The 20,388-nt window shown below is 66.1% G+C and carries 23 protein-coding genes; 11 read left to right on the top strand and 12 right to left on the bottom strand.

The window, feature by feature from the left end; genetic code table 11:
* Positions 1-52 precede the first annotated feature (52 nt).
* The 12 genes from BMZ19_RS11335 to fliE form a co-directional block, all read right to left on the bottom strand.
* Positions 53-547 carry a chemotaxis protein CheW gene (locus BMZ19_RS11335; RefSeq protein ID WP_090310950.1) on the bottom strand — a complete coding sequence of 165 codons (495 nt, stop codon included), beginning with the start codon at positions 545-547 and terminating at the stop codon, positions 53-55.
* Entirely contained in the window at positions 548-2,656 is a 2,109-nt protein-coding gene (cheA, locus tag BMZ19_RS11330) for a chemotaxis protein CheA (RefSeq protein WP_090310948.1), read from the bottom strand.
* Positions 2,657-2,664: 8 nt separating this feature from the next.
* Positions 2,665-3,603: a flagellar motor protein MotB gene (gene motB, locus BMZ19_RS11325; RefSeq protein WP_090310946.1), complete on the bottom strand. Its 939-nt coding sequence runs from the start codon at positions 3,601-3,603 to the stop codon at positions 2,665-2,667.
* Positions 3,600-4,487, bottom strand: coding sequence for a flagellar motor stator protein MotA (motA, locus tag BMZ19_RS11320; RefSeq protein ID WP_090310943.1), 888 nt, complete (start codon positions 4,485-4,487; stop codon positions 3,600-3,602). Before motA ends, motB begins: the two co-directional genes overlap by 4 nt.
* Positions 4,488-4,673: 186 nt before the next feature.
* A complete protein-coding gene (gene flhC, locus BMZ19_RS11315) occupies positions 4,674-5,288 on the bottom strand; it encodes a flagellar transcriptional regulator FlhC (RefSeq protein ID WP_244517177.1) in 615 nt (204 codons plus the stop codon).
* Positions 5,285-5,608: a flagellar transcriptional regulator FlhD gene (gene flhD, locus BMZ19_RS11310; protein WP_090310939.1), complete on the bottom strand. Its 324-nt coding sequence runs from the start codon at positions 5,606-5,608 to the stop codon at positions 5,285-5,287. The genes flhC and flhD overlap by 4 nt, the downstream gene beginning before the upstream one ends.
* Before the next feature lie 369 nt (positions 5,609-5,977).
* Positions 5,978-6,250, bottom strand: coding sequence for an EscU/YscU/HrcU family type III secretion system export apparatus switch protein (locus BMZ19_RS11305; protein ID WP_090310938.1), 273 nt, complete (start codon positions 6,248-6,250; stop codon positions 5,978-5,980).
* Positions 6,237-7,409, bottom strand: a complete 1,173-nt coding sequence (gene fliK / locus BMZ19_RS11300; protein ID WP_090310936.1) for a flagellar hook-length control protein FliK — start codon at positions 7,407-7,409, stop codon at positions 6,237-6,239. Before fliK ends, BMZ19_RS11305 begins: the two co-directional genes overlap by 14 nt.
* The gene (locus tag BMZ19_RS11295; protein ID WP_244517175.1) at positions 7,406-7,774 is read right to left on the bottom strand and encodes a flagellar protein FliT; all 369 of its coding nucleotides are present in this window, start codon (positions 7,772-7,774) and stop codon (positions 7,406-7,408) included. Before BMZ19_RS11295 ends, fliK begins: the two co-directional genes overlap by 4 nt.
* A complete protein-coding gene (gene fliS, locus BMZ19_RS11290; RefSeq protein ID WP_244517173.1) occupies positions 7,774-8,178 on the bottom strand; it encodes a flagellar export chaperone FliS in 405 nt (134 codons plus the stop codon). The genes BMZ19_RS11295 and fliS overlap by 1 nt, the downstream gene beginning before the upstream one ends.
* Before the next feature lie 30 nt (positions 8,179-8,208).
* Complete coding sequence (gene fliD, locus BMZ19_RS11285; protein ID WP_090310934.1) at positions 8,209-9,588, bottom strand: flagellar filament capping protein FliD; 1,380 nt, start codon at positions 9,586-9,588, stop codon at positions 8,209-8,211.
* A 182-nt stretch (positions 9,589-9,770) separates the two neighbouring features.
* The gene (fliE, locus tag BMZ19_RS11280; protein ID WP_090310932.1) at positions 9,771-10,100 is read right to left on the bottom strand and encodes a flagellar hook-basal body complex protein FliE; all 330 of its coding nucleotides are present in this window, start codon (positions 10,098-10,100) and stop codon (positions 9,771-9,773) included.
* 274 nt (positions 10,101-10,374) lie between these two features.
* Between fliE and fliF the strand changes: the two genes are divergently transcribed.
* From fliF to fliP, 11 genes are all read left to right on the top strand, one after another.
* The gene (gene fliF / locus BMZ19_RS11275; protein ID WP_090310930.1) at positions 10,375-12,129 is read left to right on the top strand and encodes a flagellar basal-body MS-ring/collar protein FliF; all 1,755 of its coding nucleotides are present in this window, start codon (positions 10,375-10,377) and stop codon (positions 12,127-12,129) included.
* Positions 12,122-13,117, top strand: a complete 996-nt coding sequence (fliG, locus tag BMZ19_RS11270) for a flagellar motor switch protein FliG (RefSeq protein WP_090310928.1) — start codon at positions 12,122-12,124, stop codon at positions 13,115-13,117. The genes fliF and fliG overlap by 8 nt, the downstream gene beginning before the upstream one ends.
* Positions 13,110-13,850, top strand: coding sequence for a flagellar assembly protein FliH (gene fliH, locus BMZ19_RS11265; protein WP_090310926.1), 741 nt, complete (start codon positions 13,110-13,112; stop codon positions 13,848-13,850). Before fliG ends, fliH begins: the two co-directional genes overlap by 8 nt.
* 4 nt (positions 13,851-13,854) lie before the next feature.
* Positions 13,855-15,243 carry a flagellar protein export ATPase FliI gene (gene fliI / locus BMZ19_RS11260; protein WP_090310924.1) on the top strand — a complete coding sequence of 463 codons (1,389 nt, stop codon included), beginning with the start codon at positions 13,855-13,857 and terminating at the stop codon, positions 15,241-15,243.
* A gap of 21 nt (positions 15,244-15,264) precedes the next feature.
* On the top strand, positions 15,265-15,735 hold the full coding sequence (fliJ, locus tag BMZ19_RS11255) for a flagellar export protein FliJ (RefSeq protein ID WP_090310921.1): 471 nt from the start codon (positions 15,265-15,267) through the stop codon (positions 15,733-15,735).
* Positions 15,736-15,743: 8 nt separating this feature from the next.
* Entirely contained in the window at positions 15,744-17,027 is a 1,284-nt protein-coding gene (locus BMZ19_RS11250) for a flagellar hook-length control protein FliK (RefSeq protein ID WP_090310920.1), read from the top strand.
* Positions 17,028-17,148: 121 nt separating this feature from the next.
* A complete protein-coding gene (fliL, locus tag BMZ19_RS11245; RefSeq protein WP_090310918.1) occupies positions 17,149-17,646 on the top strand; it encodes a flagellar basal body-associated protein FliL in 498 nt (165 codons plus the stop codon).
* A 4-nt stretch (positions 17,647-17,650) separates the two neighbouring features.
* Positions 17,651-18,703: a flagellar motor switch protein FliM gene (gene fliM, locus BMZ19_RS11240; RefSeq protein WP_090310917.1), complete on the top strand. Its 1,053-nt coding sequence runs from the start codon at positions 17,651-17,653 to the stop codon at positions 18,701-18,703.
* On the top strand, positions 18,696-19,172 hold the full coding sequence (fliN, locus tag BMZ19_RS11235) for a flagellar motor switch protein FliN (RefSeq protein ID WP_090310915.1): 477 nt from the start codon (positions 18,696-18,698) through the stop codon (positions 19,170-19,172). The genes fliM and fliN overlap by 8 nt, the downstream gene beginning before the upstream one ends.
* On the top strand, positions 19,169-19,603 hold the full coding sequence (fliO, locus tag BMZ19_RS11230; RefSeq protein ID WP_090310914.1) for a flagellar biosynthetic protein FliO: 435 nt from the start codon (positions 19,169-19,171) through the stop codon (positions 19,601-19,603). The genes fliN and fliO overlap by 4 nt, the downstream gene beginning before the upstream one ends.
* Positions 19,604-19,608: 5 nt before the next feature.
* The gene (gene fliP / locus BMZ19_RS11225; protein ID WP_090310912.1) at positions 19,609-20,379 is read left to right on the top strand and encodes a flagellar type III secretion system pore protein FliP; all 771 of its coding nucleotides are present in this window, start codon (positions 19,609-19,611) and stop codon (positions 20,377-20,379) included.
* The last annotated feature ends 9 nt before the right edge of the window (positions 20,380-20,388 follow it).

The raw sequence follows: 20,388 nt of genomic DNA, 5'->3' as shown, positions 1-20,388 counted from the left end.
CACAGCGACAGGCATCGCAGACGGGAGGCAACCACTTTCTTCACCGCACCACTCAGGCGGCGGTCTTCTCCACCAGCGCCATTTCCTCGCTGGTGAGCATGCGGTCGATGTCGACCAGCACCAGCATGCGATCCTCCAGACTGGCCAGGCCGCTGAGGTAGTCGGAGGACAGCGACAAGCCGAACTCCGGCGCCGGCTTGATCTGCTCCGGGGTCAGGCTGAGCACGTCGGACACCCCGTCGACCACCACACCGACCACTCGCCCGGAGACGTTGACCACAATGACCACGGTCTGGCCGTCGTACTCGACGCGGTCGAGGTTGAACTTGATGCGCAGGTCGACGATCGGAACGATCACGCCGCGCAAGTTGGTGACGCCCTTGATGAACGGCGGCGCACTGGCGATCCGGGTGACGTTCTCGTAGCCGCGAATCTCCTGGGCCTTGAGGATGTCGATGGCGTATTCCTCGTCACCCAGCGAGAACACCAGGAATTCGCGGGTCTGGGCCTCGAGGGCAGTGCTGTCGGACGGATGGCTGAAGGACATTTAGATAACCTCCTGAAGGGGAGCAACGGCGCTGCGCGGGTCGCGCGCGGCGGATTGACTACGGTTGAGGCGTTGCAGGTCGCCGACATCGAGAATCAGCGCCACGCTGCCATCGCCGAGAATGGTTGCCGCGGAGATCCCCGGCACCCGGCGGTAGTTGGTTTCCAGGTTCTTCACCACCACCTGCTGCTGGCCGATCAGGTCGTCCACCTGCAGCGCATAGCGGCGACCCTCGCCCTGCACGATCACGCTGATCGATTCGGTCGGCTCGGTGCGCGCAGCGGCCACATCCATCACCTGATGCAGTGCCACCACCGGCAGGTACTCGTCGCGCACCTTGAGCAGTAGGTCGGTACCGGCCATCGAGTAGAGATCCTCGCTGCGCGGTTGCAGCGATTCGATCACCGCACTGAGCGGCAGGATGAAGATTTCCTTGCCGACGCGAACCGACATGCCGTCGAGGATCGCCAGGGTCAGCGGCAGGACGATGCGGATGCGGGTACCCTGGCCGAAGCGCGAGACGATCTGCACATGGCCGCCCATGGACTGGATGTTGCGGCGTACCACGTCCATGCCCACACCGCGCCCGGACACGTCGCTGACCTGCTCGGCGGTGGAGAAGCCGGGAGCGAAGATCAGCTGCCAGACCTCGTCGTCCGGCATGTTGTCGGTCACAGCCAGGCCCTGACTGCGTGCCTTGGCCAGCAGTTTGTCGCGGTTGAGACCGGCACCGTCGTCGCTGACCTCGATCAGGATGTTGCCGCCCTGATGCTGGGCGGACAGGGTCAGCCGGCCGGTGCGCGACTTGCCGGCAGCCTCGCGCTGCTCGGGCGATTCGATGCCGTGATCGAGGCTGTTGCGTACCAGGTGGGTCAGCGGATCGATGATCCGCTCGACCAGACTCTTGTCCAGCTCAGTGGACTTGCCCTCGGTGACCAGCTCGACATCCTTGCCCAGCTTGGCGGCCAAGTCGCGCACCTGACGCGGGAAGCGGCTGAACACGTAGTCCATCTGCACCATGCGGATCGACATCACCGCTTCCTGCAGGTCGCGCGCATTGCGCTTGAGCAGGCTCATGCTGTTGATCAGCTCGCTGTGTACGGCGCCGTCCAGCTGACCGGCAGTCTGCTCGAGCATCGACTGGGTAATGACCAGCTCGCCGACCAGGTTGATGATCTGGTCGACCTTGTCCACCGGCACGCGCAGGCTGCTGGTTTCGGCACTGGCCGCTGCAGCCGGCTTGGCCGGGCTCGGGTTGCTTGACGGCGCCCTGGCAGGCACTGCCGGCGCGGCTGTCGCCACCGCCTGGATAGCGGCGGCAACCGCGGCTTGCGGGACAGCGCTTGCCGCCAGCGGCTGCGCGATCGGCTCCGCGGCTGCACTGGCCGCAACCGGGCTGTCGGCAATGCCAAGCACGCGGATTTCCAGCTGCTCGGGCTCGACGATGAAGCACATCACCGCTTCGATGTCGTCGGCGTCCTCACTGCTCAGCAGCTCCACCTCGTAGCGCTGCACATCGCCGCCCTGACTGCGGATGCTACCGAATTGCTTGAGTTCCTCGACCAGCAGCAGCCGGTCCTTCTCGCTGACACCGAGCAGGGCCACGCTCAGGCGCGCCTCTCCGGTGTCTGCGCTCTCGACGGGTGCAGCGACGACAGGTTGCGGTGCGGGCTCGACCATCGGCGCAGCAGGCGGTACTGCCGGGGCGGCTGCCGAGTGACCGATCTCCTCCAGGGCCAGTTGCTGCAGGGTTTGACAGATACGCGCAAAGGCCTCGGCATCAGGCTCGGCGCTGTTGCGGTAGGCGTCCAGCTGATCTTGCAGCATGTCCTTGGTTTCCAGAAAGAGGTCGACGATATCGCGTCGCAGCTTCAATTCGCCGCGACGCAGGTGATCGAGCAGGTTCTCGAAGATGTGGGTGGTCTTCTGCAACACATCGAAGCCGAAGGTGCCGGCCCCACCCTTGATCGAGTGCGCCGCGCGAAAGATGGCGTTGAGCTGCTCACTGTCGGGAGCCTCGATATCCAGCTCCAGCAGGTGACGCTCCATGTCGCCCAGCAGTTCTGCGGCCTCTTCGAAGAAGGTGTCGTAGAAATCGGTGATATCCATGCGGGCACTCACTCAGGGTTCAGGGTGGGTTCGATTGCGGGCGACACGGGCGAGGCACCGTCAGCAGGTTCGGCTGCCGCAGGCAGGGTCTCGACAGCCTCTTCCGGATCGAGGGCAAAAGAGCTCTGCTGCATGATTGCCGCGGCGGTGCGCTTGTCGAGGACGATCACGGCGATGCGCCGGTTCATCGGATCACCCGGACCGACGCCGTCGAACGGGATGCGATCGGCCATGCCGGCCACGCGCAGCAGCTTGTCCAGCGCCAGGCCGGCAGTGACCAGCTCGCGGCGCGAGGCATTGGCGCGCTCGCTGGATAGCTCCCAGTTGCCATAGCCGGCCGCGCCGCCAGGATAGGGGCGACTGTCGGTATGGCCGACAATCTGGATGCTGTTGGGCAGCTCGTTGAGCAGTGGCGCGATGGTCTGCAGCAGGCTGCGCATGTAGGGGGCAACCCGCGCGCTGCCGACCTCGAACATCGGCCGCTGTTCGGTATCCACCAGCTGGATGCGCAGGCCCTCCGGGGTCAGATCCATGCGGATCTGCGCGCGCAGTTCGCGCAGCACCGGATCGGCCTCGATCACCGACTCGATGCGCTTTTCCAGGTTTTTCAGACGAGCCTGTTCGTCGCTCGGACGGGTTCTTTCGCGCACATCGATGCGCGCCTTGGCGCCCTCGACATGGCTTGGGTCGTCGCCGCCACCAGGGATCGCACTGTCGCTGGCACTGGACTTGTCGCCGCCGGCCATCGCCACCAGCAGCGGCGTACTGAAGTATTCGCCGATCGCCACGCGAGTCTCCTTGCTGGAAGAGGCAAGAATCCACATGACCAGGAAGAACGCCATCATCGCGGTCATGAAGTCGGCAAAGGCGATCTTCCATGCACCGCCATGATGACCATGCGCTGCCTTCTTGCGGCGGATTATGATGATCGGACGGTCGCCGCTCATGCGGCCTCCGCATTGGTGGCCGCCGCCGGTTTCTGGTTGCGCACGTGCTCTTCAAGCTCGACCGCCGTGGGACGCTCGACGGTATCCAGCGCCTTGCGCCCGAACTCCACGGCAATCTGCGGCGCATAGCCGTTGACGCTGGCCAGCAGGGTCACCCGCAGGCATTGCAGCATCTTCACCGCCTCGGCCACTTGGCGACCGATGCGACTGGCCAGCGGCGCAACGAACCCGTAGGCCAGCAGGATGCCGAGGAAGGTGCCGACCAGCGCGTGAGCGATCATCATGCCCATCTGATCCGGCGGCGCGTCGGCGGCCATGCTCAAGGTCTTCACCACGCCCATCACGGCGGCGACGATGCCGAAGGCCGGCAGGCCGTCGCTGACCTTGGTCAGGGCATCGGCCGGCATGTGCGCCTCGTGCTCGAACGACTCGATCTCGTGGAGCATCAGCTCGTCGAGCTCGTGGGCGCTCATGTTGCCGCTGATCATCAGGCGCAGGTAGTCGGTGAGGAAATTCATGATCATCGGATCGTCGAGCAACTGAGGGTGCTCGGCGAACACCGCGCTTTCGGCCGGATTGTCGATGTCCCGCTCGATGGCCAGCATGCCGTCGCGGCGCGCTTTGGCCAGCAGCTTGTACTGCAGGGCCAGCACCTCCATGTACATCGCCTTGTCGTACTTGAGGCTGCGCTTGAGGGTGGAGGCAGTCTTGAAGGTGCCCTTGATCGCCTTGCCGTGGTTGGCGGCCAGGAATGCGCCCAGTGCCGCACCGCAGATGATCAACACCTCGGTAGGCTGGTACAGCGGACCGAGACTACCACCGGACAGCATGTAGCCGCCGAACACGGAGATGAGGACCACGGCGAATCCGATCACGATCAGCACGACAACACTTCCTTGGCTCAGATCAGGAGATGACCTGAGTGCTATCGGCAAGCGCTGGTGATACTTGAGGTTTTTTGTGCAGCCGCAGGCAGAAAGTCGTACTGACCAGCTGCATAGCGAGGATTGCACCGGAGTGCACATAGCCAGGCATCCGGGGCGCCGCGGAGAGGCGCCCCGGACAGGCAGTCAGCAGTGGCCGACCGCCATGGGCCCCACATCGAAGGATGCATCGCCCACGCTCGCGGCCGCCTCCAGGCTGGCCTCGCGCTGCTTGCGGGTCTTGCCGGCGCGTGACGGTGGCTGGCAGATGCCACAGACATAGCCGCGCTTGGGCGCGTGGGCATGAGCCACAAAACGGCCACTGCAGCAGGTGCAGCGCACCAACTCGAGCATCTCGCTCTCGAAGAAACGCACCAGGGTCCAGGCGCGCGTCAGACCCAGCACCAGCTCGTCATCATCGGCAAGACCGATCTGCTCGAGATAGAGGCGATAGGCCTTGACGAAGGCTTCCATGCGTTCGCAGCCGTGGCTGTTCAGCAGATTCTCGTAGATGTTGTAGAACAACGAGGAATGGATGTTCGGCAACCAGGTGATGAACCAGTCGGTGGAAAACGGCAGCATTCCTTTCGGCGGTGATACACCGCGCACTTCCTTGTACAGACGGATGAGCCGACCACGACTGAGGTCGGTTTCCGTTTCGAGAACCTGCAATCGCGCGCCCAGCTCGATCAGATCTATCGCTAGCTGCACCTGCAGCATTTCATTCAGCAGACTCTTTTCTGTCATGACAAGCCCGTTCAACCAGCCGAAACACCCGCAGGAGCGACGGCAGACATCAGCAGGGCAGCATGGATCTGACCCAGCCCCTGCTCGCGCTGCCCCTGGGTCAGGCGCGCCAGCTGCTCGGCGTCATCCAGCACCATGCGGCACAGCAACTGACGAGTACGCGACAACTGCACAAGCTGCTTGGGCGACAGCGCAGCCACCAGATCAGCTGTTTTCTGATTGAGTTTCAGCCGGAACATCGCCGCCACCGAATCCTCACGCAGCAGCTTCTGCGCAAGCAGCAGATAGGAAAGATTCAGCTCCTGGATATCGTCCAGCAGACTATCGACACTCATGGATATTCCTTGCAGATCTGGCGAGATCTAGGCTGCACGCCGCCTAGCGATTTTTAGTTATACACATCCGTGACAGCGTCTGTGACGCCGACAGCGGTAGTTATTTTTGGAGTATGTTGCGCAGGCAGGACGACACTCGCTTGACGCTAAAGTTTCGCCACCGAGCAAGATTAACATGCAAAAATGTGAACCAGGTAGCACAAAAAAGCCATCACCCAAGCTGCACAAATGCGACACAATCGCAATAATGCGCTAAATTCTGCGAAAAACGACTATTTGGCGCCAATCTGGCGAACTAAAAACCTATACAACACAGGGTTTTTTTACTTCCTAGCCAGCAAGACCCTGATCTACATCAACAAATTGACGTCACTCCTCGCTCGACTCCAACCGCGCCACCCAGGCGAGCAACTCGGCCACGACCTGATACAACTGCGGCGGGATCTGCGCATCGAGGTCGAGCTGCATCAGCAAACCGACCAACTCCGGCGAGTCGTGGATGCGCACCCCGTGGCGCTGCGCCTCGGCGATGATCCGCTCGGCCACCTCGCCATAGCCCTTGGCCACCAGGCGCGGCGCGCCATCACCCTCGCCGTAGGCCAGCGCCAAAGCCTGACGGCGATTGCGCCTATCCTCGGCCATCTTCCACCTTCGCCGCGTCCGCCTCGAGCAACTGCAGGCGCACACAGCTGAAACCACACGCCTCCAGGCTTGCCTGCAGCTCAGCACGGCTGCCCTCGAAATAGCGGCGCAGACTGACGGAGTCGGTCTGCAGGGTCAGCGCGAGGCGCTCGCCCTGCAGGCTGATGGCTGCCTCCAGGGCGCCAAGATCCGCCAGACGCAGCCCCAGACGCACCCTCCACTCGCCCTCGGAGGTCTGCTCACGCCCGGCAGCCTCACCCTCCTCATCCAGCTGACGCTCGGCCAGCGGTGGCGCCTCGATGCTCAGCCCCATGAACACACCAGCCCAGACATTGCCCTCCCAACGCAGCTGCGGCTGCGCCAACAGCTCCAACTGCTGGCGCAGCAAGGAGGACAGCGACTCCTGCGGCAAGCCCGCCACTTCGGCACGGGTTGCCAGCGCCCCCGCCGCCCCGGCATCCAGTATGTCAGCACTATCGGCAGCGATAACATCCGACTTTGGCGCCGGTTCGCTCGGCGGCAGCGGCGGAGCAACGGCGCCTTGGACGCCCGACGAAGATGCAGGCGCGCCGGCCTGCAACGTCGCCGGGGTGGCCGACTCGCCACTGCGCGGAGCAGCCTGCATCTGCGGTTCGCGGCGCAGCGCCTCCAGCGGAAACTCGCCGCGAAACCAGCGCGCGACATGAGACTCATAAAACAAGCCACTGTGCTGGATACTCTGCTGCAGGCGAGTGGCGATCAGCGTCGCTGCCGGCGCCTCGCGCGGCGCCTCAGCCAGCAACGGCGCCGCTGGCGCAATGGCCGATGGCGGCACCGGAAAGCGTTGCAGCAGGTCGGCGATCGCTCGCGCGGCGGCACTGAACGAGGTGATGGTCGAACTGGGTGCCGCAGCACCGCCAGGAGCGACTGACGACGCGCCCTGTGCAGCATCACGCACCAACGAGACCTGCGCCGCGGCCGCCTGCTGAGGCCGTACGGCAACCTGCGCCTGCGGCAGGTTACGCGCATCCAGGCGCGAGTCGCTGTGCAGCGGCCGCGCACCTTCTACCGGCAGCACAGGAGCAGCCGGCTGGTTCAGATCCTTGGGCAGGGGAATATCCACACGCCTGCCCAGCACCTGATGCAGCAAGGTATCCAGTACAGGCGTGATGCCACTCACATGAAGCCTCCATCGAAATCCGGCCCCATCGGCAGCTCGGGGCGATAGGCCCGGCCCAGCTCGATCTGGCGGCGCGACACGTCGATCAACCGGCCGAGTTCGTCACGCCGAGCGAGCAGACAGCTGCGGATCTCCGCATCCAGCTCGAGGATCTGCTCGAGCAGGCAGGCTCGCCGCAGCTTGTCACCACCCTCGACCCCCAATCGGCGCTCGCACTGGGTCACGTTTTCCAGCTCGACCAGGTACAGCGACTTTTCCATCACCAGATTGGTCCAGTCGCCCTGACGGGCGAACTCGACCATGCGCTGCGACTGGCGGAGCAGCTGCTGGTAGCACTCGATGACGCTCGCTTGACTGGCCATCATCAATACCCGTCCACTTGCTGACCGATCTCGCGCCAGGCCGAGCCAATGTCCTCGAGCAGGCGGGCCGCCTCGTCGAGACGCTGCTCGTCGTTGTGCAGATTGGCCTGCAGCAGCAGACGAACAACATAGTCATAGATCTGTTCGAGGCGCCCCGCCAGCTCGCCGCCGCGTTCGTGGTCGAGCGCAGCCAGCAGGCCCTGATTGACGATGTCGATGGCGCGGGAAATGGCCTTGCCCTTCTCCGCCACATCGCCACCCTGCATATGCAGGCGAGCCGCGCGGATCGAGGCCTGCGCGCCATCGAACAGCATGCCGATCAAGCGATGCGGGGTAGCCGACATCACGCTGCTTTCCACACCGACGCGAGCATAGGCTGCCGCCCCACGCATGGTACTGGTGACCATTTTCTTCCCCTCTCTGCGATTGGGTTGTTATCAGCCGTTTAGCTGGGCGTTCAGCGCGTCGAACTGCTGGGTCAGGTAGCTGGTCGTCGCGTTCATTTCCGAGAGCATCAGGTCGAGCTGGGTGAACTGCTTGCGGTAGCGCTCGACGGTGGCGGAGATGGTTTCCTCCACCCGTGTGTAGCGCTCGCCGAGCGACTTGACCCGGCTCTCGACGCCCTTGGTGACATTGGACAGGGCGCCGCCATCCTTGAGGATGCCGTCCAGTACCGCACCCAACTGACCAGCCATGCCGCCTTCTGTACTGCTGCCACTGAAGAAATCGGTCAGCGCCGACAGGTTGCCGCTGACCAGACTGTCCAGCTTGTCGCTGTCGAGCTTGAGGGTGCCCTTGAGCTCCAGCTCGATACCGATGTCGGCCAGGCGGGTGAGCGCACCCTCGCCCAGCGTGCCGGTGAGCACGCTGCGCAACTGGCTCTGCGCGCTGCGCAGGGTGGCATCGCCGAGCAGGTCGCCGGCCACCTGGGTGTCGGCGTTGTAGGAGGTCAGACTTGAGATGGTGCTCTGCAGCGAGTTGTAGGCCGTCACGAAGCCAGTCACCGCCGACTTGATCGACGCGTTGTCGCGCTCGACCGACAGCACATGAGTGCCGCCCTCCTCCGTCAGCGACAGGGTGACGCCCTGCACCGCTCCCTCGACCACGTTGGACTGACTGATGATGTCAATGCCGTTGACCTTAAGGGTGGCGTTGGCCGCCGCCACTGTCTGGGTCATCACACCGGTCTGGGTAGCGGAATCGTAGCCAAGCAGACCGCTCAGCCCCCCAGTGCCGCTCACCGTCATTCGCGCATCGGTGCCGGTAGCCGTCGAGGTCAGCACCAGACGATGCGGCGCTGCAGTGCCGTCGTTGACGATGCTGGCGCTGACCCCGCCACCCTGCTTGTTGATCGCGTCGCGCACGTCTTCCAGCGAGCTGGCATCCGCCGCCAGATCGACCGTGAGGGTCTTCAGGGTATCACCGCTGCCCTGGGTGATCGTCAGCGTGCCCGCGCCCAGATCCGCCGTGCGATCAGCCACCCCGTCAGTCGCCAGGCTCTGCGCCTGGGCCAGCGCAGTGACCTTGACCTCGTAGCGACCAACCACTGCGTCACTCTTCGCCGCCGCGGCCACACCGGTGCCACTGATGCTGCTGGTGACCCCCTGGAAGGTCTTGCTGGAGTTGAGAGTCTTCGCCGCCGCCTGCAGGCTGGTCAGCGAACTTTTCAGGCGGCCGTAGGCTGACAGCTTGGTCTGCTGGGCCTTCTTCTGCGTGGTGATCGGGTCCAGCTTCATGCGCTCAGCCGTTTCCAGCTGATCGAGCAGACCGCCGAGGTCGAGACCTGAGCCGACGCCCAGCGATGAAATGGTGGCCATGGGATTCCCTTTTGCAACTCCGCCGCGCAGCGCGTTTCGCAGCCGCAAGCGCGCCATGTTCAAGCGATGCCGGAGAGCCTGGCTATCCGACGCTGTTAAGCCTGATATCGGCCGCCACCAGGCCGACTTTAGTCTCTACATGAAAAGTACCGACCCGACCGGCAGCGCTGAACATGCAGCCCTCACACCTGCATGTTCATCACGTCCTTGTAGGCGGTCAGCAGGCGGTTGCGCACCTGCACACCCATCTGAAAGCCAACGCCGGCCTTCTGCATGTCGACCATCACATCGGCCAGCTCGACGCCCGGCGCGCCGGACTGCAGGGCGATGGCCTTGTTGCTGGCGGTCTGCTGCAGCTCGTTGATGCGCTGGACCGAGGCACGCAGCTCGGCAGCGAAACCGCCCTGCCCGGCAACCAGCGAAGTCTGCAGCGCATTGCCGGGCTGGCCGGCCGCCTGGGTGGCTAGGGTGTGCAGCTGTTGCAGGGCGGACTGGACGGCAGGAACACTCATCGACGACTTCCGGTTGGCACTGGATGGGAATGCTGGCAAGCCTAGCAATCCGCGACTGCCGGGCAAGCGCCCAATTGACGGCAAAAGCGTCAGCTTTTCAGGCCTTTAGCCGTGCGCGCCGTCCGCATAATGGCACTCATCATAGATCCGCCCTGCCCTGCCACAGCGCCGCCAAGGCATCCCTGGCCGGGTCCGGCGACCCCTAGCGACCGATTCAGCAAGCGGATACCGCAATGCCCTTTGTACCGACCCCGACCGGCCAGCGGAGCAGCGCATGAGCAAGGCCATCCCGGGCACTGCCAACGGCTCGGCCGACAACCCGAGTGGCAGCGCACCCGAACGCCTGCTGGCGCAGCTGCGCAGCAACCCGCTGGTGCCGCTGCTGATTGCCGGCGCGGCGGCGATCGCCGTGATCGCCGCCCTGCTGCTGTGGGCGCAGGCGCCTGACTACCGAGTGCTCTATTCCAACTTCAGCGAGGCCGACGGCGGACGCATCATCGCCGAACTCGACAAGCGCGCCGTACCTTATCGTCTCAGCGATGGCGGCACGGCGCTGCTGGTGCCGGCCGAGCAGATGCACAGCCTGCGCCTGCAACTGGCCGAGCAGGGCCTACCCCAGGCCGGCAATGTCGGCTTCGAACTGATGGACAAGCAGGCCTTCGGTGTCAGCCAGTTCGCCGAGCATCTCAACTTCCAGCGCGGCCTCGAAGGCGAGCTGGCGCGCTCGATCGAGTCGCTCGGTCCGGTGGCCAAGGCGCGCGTACACCTGGCCATGGCCAAGCAGTCGATCTTCGTCCGCGACCGCCAGCCGGCCAGCGCCTCGGTGGTGCTCACCCTGCATCCTGGGCGCAGCCTCGGCGAAGGCCAGGTCGATGCCATCGTGCACATGGTCGGCTCCAGCGTGCCGGAGCTGGCTGCCGAGGCGGTCACCGTGGTCGACCAGAGCGGGCGCCTGCTGTCCATGCCCGGCAACAGCGGGCGCGACCTCGATGGCACCCAACTGAGCTACGTCGACGAGGTCGAAAGCTCCTATCAGCGGCGCATCGAGCGCATCCTCAGCCCGATCCTCGGTGCGCAAAACGTGCGTGCCCAGGTGGCAGCGGAAATCGACTTCGCCACCCGCGAACAGACCGCCGAGCGCTATGCGCCCAACCAGACGGCGGGCGACGCAGCAATCCGCAGCCAGCAGCTGAGCGAGAACTACACCGGCGGCGACGAACTGGCCCGCGGCGTACCCGGCGCGCTGTCCAACACCCCGCCTGCACCACCGGCGCCCCCTGCTCCTGCCGCCAGGCCAGGCAAGGCTGCGGACGCCAAAGGAGCCGCAGCCCAGACCGCCGAGCCGGCACCGGCGGCCGAAGCGGATCCGCGCAACTCGCTGCGCCGCGACAACGTCGTCAACTACGAGGTGGACCGCAGTGTCGAGCATGTGCAACAGCGCCGCGGCACCATCAAGCGGCTGACCGCCGCCGTGGTGGTCAACTTCCGTGGCGGCGTCGACGCCGACGGCAAGCCGACCCGCGAGGCGCTCAGCGCAGAGGAGCTGACGCAGATCAACCGCCTGGTACGCCAAGCCATCGGCTTCTCCGCCGAGCGTGGCGATGCGCTGGAGGTGGTCAACAGCCCGTTCACCGAGGCCCAGGAAGTCGTACTGGAGAGCGTCTGGTGGCAGACCCCGGAATTCTTCGTGATGGCCACCTCCATAGCCCGTTACCTGCTGGTGGCCCTGGCCGCCCTGCTGCTCTGGCTGTTGCTGTTGCGCCCGCTGCTGCGTCGCCATGCGCCAGCGGTCGTCGCTGCTGCCGCCACGGAGGCCGTCGAGGGTGCCGGCGCTACCGCAACCACCAGCGAAGCCCCAACCGCCGCGAGCGAAGAGGCCAGCATCGCTGCCACTGGCGAACTACAGCGCCGCCTGCGTCGCCGCTCGGCAGTCTATGAACACAACCTGGCCCACCTGCGTGAAATGGCCCAGGAAGACCCGCGCCTGATCGCCATGATCGTCAGTGGCTGGATGAAGAAAAATGATTGAGATGAGCGGCGCCCGACGCAGTGCAATCCTGCTGCTCAGCCTGGACGAGGACAGCGCGGCGGAAGTATTCAAGTACCTGTCCACCCAGGATGTCGAGACCGTCAGCCTGGAAATGGCCCGCCTGCAGCAGGTCTCCCATGATGAAATGCGCCAGGTGCTCGACGATTTCTTCGACGAGACCGAGCAGTACGCGGCGATCAACCTGCTGTCCAGCGACCACATTCGCTCGGTTCTGACCAAGGCGCTGGGCAGCGAGCGCGCCGAGACCCTGATCGAGGACATCCTCGACGCCAGCGGCACCAGTTCGGGCATCGACAAGCTCAACCTGATGGAGCCATCGATGGTCGCCGAGCTGATCCGCGACGAGCATCCGCAGATCATCGCCACCATCCTCGTCCACCTCGAGCGTCCGCAGGCCGCCGACATCCTGCAACTGTTCGAGGATCGCCTGCGCAACGACATCGTCCTGCGCATCGCCACCTTCAACGGCGTGCAGCCGGCGGCGCTGCAGGAACTGACCGAGGTACTCGGCGGCATGCTCGACGGCCAGAACCTCAAGCGCAGCAAGATGGGCGGCGTGCGCACCGCTGCCGAGATCCTCAACCTGCTCAACTCCAATCAGGAAGAGGCGGCCATCGAGACCCTGCGCGCGCACAACGAGGAGCTGGCGCAGAAGATCCTCGACGAGATGTTCCTGTTCGAGAACCTGCTGGACGTCGACGATCGCGGCATCCAGATGATCCTCAAGGAAGTCGACACCAACTCGCTGGTGGTCGCCCTCAAGGGTGCCGAGCCGGCGCTGCTCGACAAGTTCCTGCGCAACATGTCGCAACGCGCGGCCCAGCTGTTCCGCGAGGACCTCGAGGCACGCGGGCCGATCCGCGTGTCGCAGGTCGAGGCCGAGCAGAAGGCCATCCTGCTGATCGTCCGCCGTCTGGCCGACAGCGGCGAGATCGTCCTCGGCGGCGGGGACGACTCCTATGTCTGACCGCCGACAGCCGCCGCACGTCGGCGAGCAGTGGCGTCCCTGGCAAATGGACGAGCTGGGCAGCCAGCAGGAGCCGATGCGCCAGCAGCGCGAGGCACAGCGTCAGGAAGCCCTGCGCCAGGCTGCGTTCAAGCGCAACGCGGAACTGCAGGCGCTGCGCGAGCAGGCCCAGCAGCAGGCCCGCGAGCAGGGCTACCAGGAAGGTTTCGCGGAGGGCCGCAGCGCCGGCTATGCCGCCGGCCTCGAGGAAGGCCGCCAGAACGGCGAGGCCGAACTGCAGCAGCAACTGCAACAGACCCTTCAGCCGCTGCTCGGCCTGGCCGCGCAGTTCCGCGCAGCGCTGAGCGAGCTGGACGAGCAGATCGCCGGTCAGCTGGTGGAGCTGGCCCTGGTCACGGGTCGACAGCTGGCCGGCGAGGCACTGCAAGTGCATCCCGAACATATTCTCGAAATCGTCCGCGAACTGCTGCACAGCGAGCCGGCACTCAGCGGCCAGCCGCGGCTGTGGCTGCACCCGGCCGACCTGCTGCTGGTCAAGGCGCACCTGGGCGACGAGCTGGAAGCCGCCGGCTGGCGTCTGCAGCCGGACGGCGAGATGACCCGCGGTGGCTGCCGGGTTGCAGCCAGCAGCGGCGAGCTGGACGCCACCCGCGAGCGCCGCTGGGAAGCACTGGTCGCCCAGCTCCGCCACCGCCAGCAGAGCCATACCGACGCGCTGGACATGGGAGCCTGAACCCATGCAGGCCAATCCACACCAGCAACACTGGCAGCGAACCCTGAGTAGCGTCACTGCACGTATCGCTGCGGTGCCGCACTATCGCGCCAGCGGGCGGATCGTCCGCGCCACCGGCATGGTGCTGGAAGCCACCGGCCTGCATGTGCCACTGGGCGGCGTGTGCCGCATCGAGTTGTCGCGGCACCGCGATGCGCGCCAGCCGGCCAGCTTCGCCGAGGCCGAGGTGGTCGGCTTTGCCGGGGAAAAGTTGTTCCTCATGCCTCTGGAGGAAATCAGCGGCCTGCTGCCCGGCGCACGGGTGTTCTCCCTCGGCGAGAACGCCGATGAGCGCGCCAGCGCACGCCGCTTCCCGCTCGGCGCCGCACTGCTCGGCCGGGTCCTCGACGGCGGCGGCCAGCCGCTCGACGGTTTGCCGCTGCCGGAAGGCTGCCACTTCGCGCCGCTGGCCACCGAGTCGATCAACCCGCTCAACCGCGCGCCGATCGAGGAACAGATCGATGTCGGCATCCGCGCCATCAATGGCCTGCTCAGCGTCGGTCGCGGCCAGCGCATGGGCCTGTTCGCCGGCTCGGGGGTCGGCAAGTCGGTACTGCTAGGCATGATGGCGCGCTACACCCGCGCCGACGTCATCGTGGTCGGCCTGATCGGCGAACGCGGTCGCGAGGTGCAGGACTTCATCGACAACATCCTCGGTGCGGAAGGCCGCCGCCGCGCGGTGGTGGTCGCCGCGCCGGCCGACACCTCGCCGCTCAAGCGCCTGCAGGGCGCCGCCTACGCCACCCGCCTGGCCGAGGACTTCCGCGACCAGGGCCGCGACGTGCTGCTGATCATGGACTCGCTGACCCGCTACGCCATGGCCCAGCGCGAGATCGCCCTGGCCATCGGCGAACCGCCGGCGACCAAGGGCTACCCGCCCTCGGTGTTCGCCAAGCTGCCCAAGCTGGTGGAAAAGACCGGCAACGGCCCGCGTGGCGGCGGCTCGATCACCGCCTTCTATACCGTGCTCAGCGAGGGCGACGATCAGCAGGACCCGATCGCCGACTCGGCACGGGCGATTCTCGACGGTCACGTGGTGCTCTCGCGCCAGCTGGCGGAGAGTGGCCACTACCCGGCCATCGACGTCGAGGCCTCGATCAGCCGGGCGATGACCGCCATCGTCAGCGAGCAGCAGCGCCGCCGCGCCCAGCAGTTCAAGCAGGCACTGTCGCGCTACCAGCGCAACCGCGACCTGATCAGCGTCGGCGCCTATGTCGCCGGCCACGACCAACAGCTCGACCAGGCGGTCAGTCTATATCCGCGCCTGGAACGCTTCCTCCAGCAGCGCATCGACGAGCGCGCCGGCATCGAGGAAACCCTGCAGCAACTGTCCGCCCTGGTGCCCGGGGCATGACGCACAGCAAGAGGTGATCCGATGTCCCGCACATCCGCACTCGACACCCTGATCGAGCTGACCCGCGAAGCGGTCGACAACGCCGGCCGCCACCTGGCGGGCGCACGACGCAGCCAGCAGCAGGCCCAGGCGCAGCTGGACACCCTGCTGCACTACCGGCAGGAGTACAGCCAGCGCCTGCAACAGGCCATGCAGGAAGGCATGGAGCCAGCCAGCCTACTCAACTACCAGGCCTTCCTCGGCTCGCTGGATGACGCCATCGACCGCGCGAGGCAGAGCCTGCATGCCCAGGTGCAACAGGTCGGCCAGCGCCAGCAGCACTGGCTCGAGCAGCAGCGCAAGCTCAACTCCTACCACACCCTGATCGAACGTCGCGCCCAGGCGGCGCAGCTGCAGGACAACCGCAGCCAGCAACGCCTGACCGATGAACTGAGCGCTCAGCTGCGCCTGCGCGGCAATGCCTTCACCTCTTCTTCCGGCAGCAGTCGGTGAGCAGCCCCATGGATATCAGCATTCTCTCCGCCGCCGCCAGCAGCGCCGGCAACGCGCAGCGCAGCAGCTCGAGTCCCGCCACCGGCAGCGAGGGCAGCTTTGCCCAGCGCCTGGAGCAGGCGGTCGGCAACGGCAGTGCCACGGCTTCGACGGCCGACTCGCCCAGCACTGATGCACCCGGCAGCAATAGCCCCAGCAGCGATACCCCGGTGCCCCCAGCGGCAGGTGAAGCGCCGAGCGCGGCAGGCAGTGCAGCCGTGGGCCAGGCGACGCAGACGCCGGCCCGCAGCGCCCTGCCCGCCCTGCTTGCCGAGCAGTCGCTGGCAAACGCCACCGTTGCCAGCACGGCCGTGCCCGGAGCACCCGGGGACAGCCCGGCTTCGGCGCCAGTGCAGCCGCTCGATGCTCTTGATGAGATACGCCGCCGCATGAAGCTGATCGAGCAGGCCGGGCAGTTGCCGGGCGATATGGCGGCCGCAGGCATGGCGAACGGTTTCATCCCGCCGCAGAATCCAGCGGGCAGCGCATTGGCCAGCACCACGCCAGCACTCGGCACTGGCCAGGCAACATCGCTCGATGGCTTGCGCAGCCTGTCCGGCCGCCCGCCAGAAGCCGCCGGCGGCCAGCCTGCCGCGAGCCAGGCGGCGCTGCCCGACGCAGCCACACAGCAGCCCGCAACCACGATCGGCGTTGCGGTCGGCAACGGTGCCGATTCAGCCCCCCTGGAGAACAACGCCAGCCTGCCGCTCGCCGACAGCCCGGCGCGCAGCGAGACGACCTCCGCTACGCCGCTCAACCTGAACGGCAGCACGGCAGTGTCCACCCCCTCCACTACGCCGGCCGCCAACCCGGCACTCGCCACTCTCGCTGCCCCGCTGGCCAGCCGCGAATGGCAGCAGGGCCTCGGCCAGCAGCTGATCGGCCTGCACCAGCGCGGCGAGCAGCAGATCGAGCTGCACCTGCACCCCGCGGACCTCGGCCCGCTGTCGATCAGCCTCAAGCTCGGCGAACTGGGCGCCCAGGCGCAGTTCCTCTCCGCCCATCCGCAGGTGCGCGCCGCCATCGAGCAGGCCATCCCGCAACTGCGCGAAGCCCTGGCCAGCCAAGGCATCAGCCTCGGCGAAACCTCGGTCGGCGAGCAGCACCAGCCGCAGCGTGACTCGCAGGCCGGCAGCGGCGCGGGGGGCGGATCGGCTACAGCGGCGAGCGAAGTCCTCGACAACGCCCAGATCACGACAACAAGCGCTCCTGCACGGCCTCTGAGCCTGGGTCAGGTCGACCTCTACGCCTGAGTCCGGCCGGCGGCAAAGCGTGAAGATAGGCTCGATAGGCTGGCTTTTTCGAGCCATCGGGCCATGACCGCTGTCGCCATACTTGCCATCCTGTTACCCGACCCTCGAGCACGACGAAACCATGGCCAATCCCGAATCCACCGGCAAGCGCACCCCCTGGCTGGTGATTGTCCTGCTGATCTTGCTGTGCTCGGCCGGCAGCGCAGTCGGTGCGTACTTCCTGCTCGGCAGCGGCAAGCTGGACAACCTGCTGGGCAGCTCGGCCGAAGCCGAAACTGCCGCCGCACCGGTGAAGTCGCCAACCCCGCTGTTCGTGCCAATCAGCCCGTTCACCGTCAACCTGCAGGGCGGCCCCGGCGAGCAGCGCCTGCTGTACATCGGCCTGTCGCTGAAGGTCGGCAACGCCGCCACCGAAGCCCTGCTCAAGGAGCACATGCCCGAGGTGCGCAGCCGCCTGCTGATGCTGATGGCCAGCCAGAAGGCCGAGGAGCTGGTTACCCCAGCCGGCAAGGATGCGCTGACCGCGCAGATCCTCGGCCTATTCAATGCGCCGCTGACCACACCGCAGGCACCGCTGGCGATCGACGGCGTGCTGTTCTCCGATTTCATCGTGCAGTAGCCCCATGGCCCAGAGCGACCTGCTTTCGCAGGAAGAAATCGACGCCCTGCTCAAGGGTGTCAACGGCGAGGAAGAGGCCCAGCCCGGCGAGACGCCCGGCGGACCGCGCGTGCGCCCCTACGATCCGGCCACCCAGCATCGGGTCATCCGCGGCCGCCTGCCTGCCCTGGAAATCATCAACGAACGCTTTGCCCGACGCTTCCGCACCAGCCTGTTCAACCTGATCCGGCGCAGCGCCGACATCACCGTGGACAGCGTGCGCTACCAGAGCTACAGCGAGTTCGCCCGCAACGTGCCGGTGCCGACCAACCTCAACCTGATCGCCATGAAGCCGCTGCGCGGCACCGCACTGGTGGTGTTCCCGCCTAGCCTGGTGTTCATGGTGGTCGACAACCTGTTCGGCGGCGACGGGCGCTTCGTCACCAAGAACGAAGGCCGCGAGTTCACCAACACCGAGCAGCGCATCATTCGCCGCCTGCTCAGCCTGGCGCTGGATGCCTACACCGACTCCTGGCGCGCGGTCTACCCGCTGGAGATCGACTTCCTGCGCTCGGAAATGCAGGTCAAGTTCGCCAACATCACCAGCTCGCCCAACGAGATCGTGGTCAACACCACCTTCCACCTGGAAGTCGGCAACCTGGCCAGCGATTTCAACATCTGCATTCCCTATTCGATGATCGAGCCACTGCGCGAACTGCTCAACGGCCCGCTGACCGACAGCAACCCTGCCGAGGATCGCCTGTGGGGCCAGCGCATGGCCGGCGAGATCCGCCAGTCGCAGGTGGAGCTGATTGCCGACTTCGTCGACATCCCCGCCAGCATCGCGCGGATCATGGCGCTCAAGGTCGGCGACGTGTTGCCCATCGAGCTGCCCGACATCGTCACCGCAAGGGTCGACGGTGTGCCGGTGATGCACTGCGAGTACGGCAGCCAGAGCGGCCTGCGCGCCCTGCGGGTCACCCGCCTGATCGACCACACGCCGCCGTCCGCCAAGGTTTCCGCCGATCTGTTCGCCAAGGGCGCCCTGCCCGACGCCAAGGACTCCAACAATGACTGATCCCAATTCTCCCGAGCAATCCGGCCTCGATGCCGACTGGGCCAGCGCCATGGCCGAACAGGCGGAGAGCGCGCCGGCCGTCGAGGACGACCCCTGGGCTGCCGCTTTCGCCGAACAGGCTTCCGCCGCACCTGCCGCGCCCAATGTGAAGAGCGCCGGGGAAAGCGTGTTCAAGCCGCTGGACAAGAGCGCCGGCGGCGGCAGCATGCGCGACCTGGAAATGATCATGGACATCCCGGTGAAGCTCACCGTGGAGCTGGGCCGCACGCGCATCACCATCAAGCAGTTGCTGGAGCTGGCCCAGGGTTCGGTGATCGAACTGGAAGGCCTGGCCGGCGAGCCGATGGACATCCTGATCAACGGCTACCTGATCGCCCAGGGCGAGGTGGTGGTGGTCGACGACAAGTACGGCATCCGCATCACCGAAATCATCACCCCCTCCGAACGCGTGCAGAAGCTCAACCGATGAGCAGCCTGGCCGCCACCCCACAGATCGCCGCCAGCAGCGCCGCCGAGGGCGAAGCCCTGCTCGGCCTGGCCGCGCTGGGCAAGACCGGCCTCGCCCTGCTGCTGGTGATCGGCCTGATCCTGCTGTGCAGTTGGCTGCTGCGCCGCCTGAACGCGGGACAGAACCTCGCCGGCCAGCCGCTGAAGGTGCTCGGCAGCACCGCAGTGGGCCAGCGCGAGCGGGTGGTGATCGTCGAGGTGGCCGGCACCTGGCTGGTGCTCGGCGTCGCCCCCGGACAGATCAGCAAGCTGCACGAACTGCCGGCACCCGCCAGCGCCGCGCCGGCAGCAAGCGCACTGCCGGACGGCACCTTCGCCGAGCGCCTGGCCATGGCGTTCAGGCACAACCTGCGCCGCAATCCGGCAACCGCCAGCCAGCCCAACGAGGCATGAAGCCAATGCCCCACACCACTGCCAGCCCGCGGCGCGCCCTGCGCTGGCTGCTGCCACTGCTGCTCGCCGCCGCCCTGCCGGGCATCGCCCTGGCCGAGACCGGCCTGCCCGGTATCGTCAGCAAACCGCTGGCCGACGGCAGCCAGCAGTGGTCACTGAGCCTGCAGACCCTGCTGCTGCTCAGCTCGATGGCCTTCCTGCCGGCCATGTTGCTGATGATGACCGGCTTCACCCGCATCATCATCGTCCTTGGCCTGCTGCGCACCGCACTCGGCACCCCCTCGACACCACCCAACCAGGTGCTGATCGGCCTGGCGCTGTTCCTCACCTTCTTCGTCATGTCGCCGGTGCTGACCAAGGTGCATGAACAAGCCTGGCAGCCGTTCGCTCGTGACGAGATCAACTTCGAGCAGTTCATCGAGACCGGCAGCCAGCCGTTTCGCGAGTTCATGCTCGGCCAGACCCGCGAGAGCGATCTGGCGCTGTTCGCCCGCCTGGCCCAGATCGGCGACATCGAGGGGCCGGAGCAGGTGCCGATGCGCGTGCTGCTGCCGGCGTTCGTCACCAGCGAGCTGAAGACCGCGTTCCAGATCGGCTTCACCCTGTTCATTCCGTTCCTGATCATCGACCTGGTGGTGGCCAGCGTACTGATGGCGCTGGGCATGATGATGGTGCCGCCGGCAACCATCTCGCTGCCGTTCAAGCTGATGCTGTTCGTGCTGGTGGATGGCTGGCAACTGCTGATCGGCTCGCTGGCGCAGAGCTTCTACACCTGATCCCGCTCC

The sequence above is a fragment of the Pseudomonas linyingensis genome (assembly GCF_900109175.1).
Lineage (GTDB): Bacteria > Pseudomonadota > Gammaproteobacteria > Pseudomonadales > Pseudomonadaceae > Geopseudomonas > Geopseudomonas linyingensis.
The sequence above is the reverse complement of the archived record's forward strand: the minus strand, read 5'-3'. Positions and strand labels throughout refer to the sequence as shown.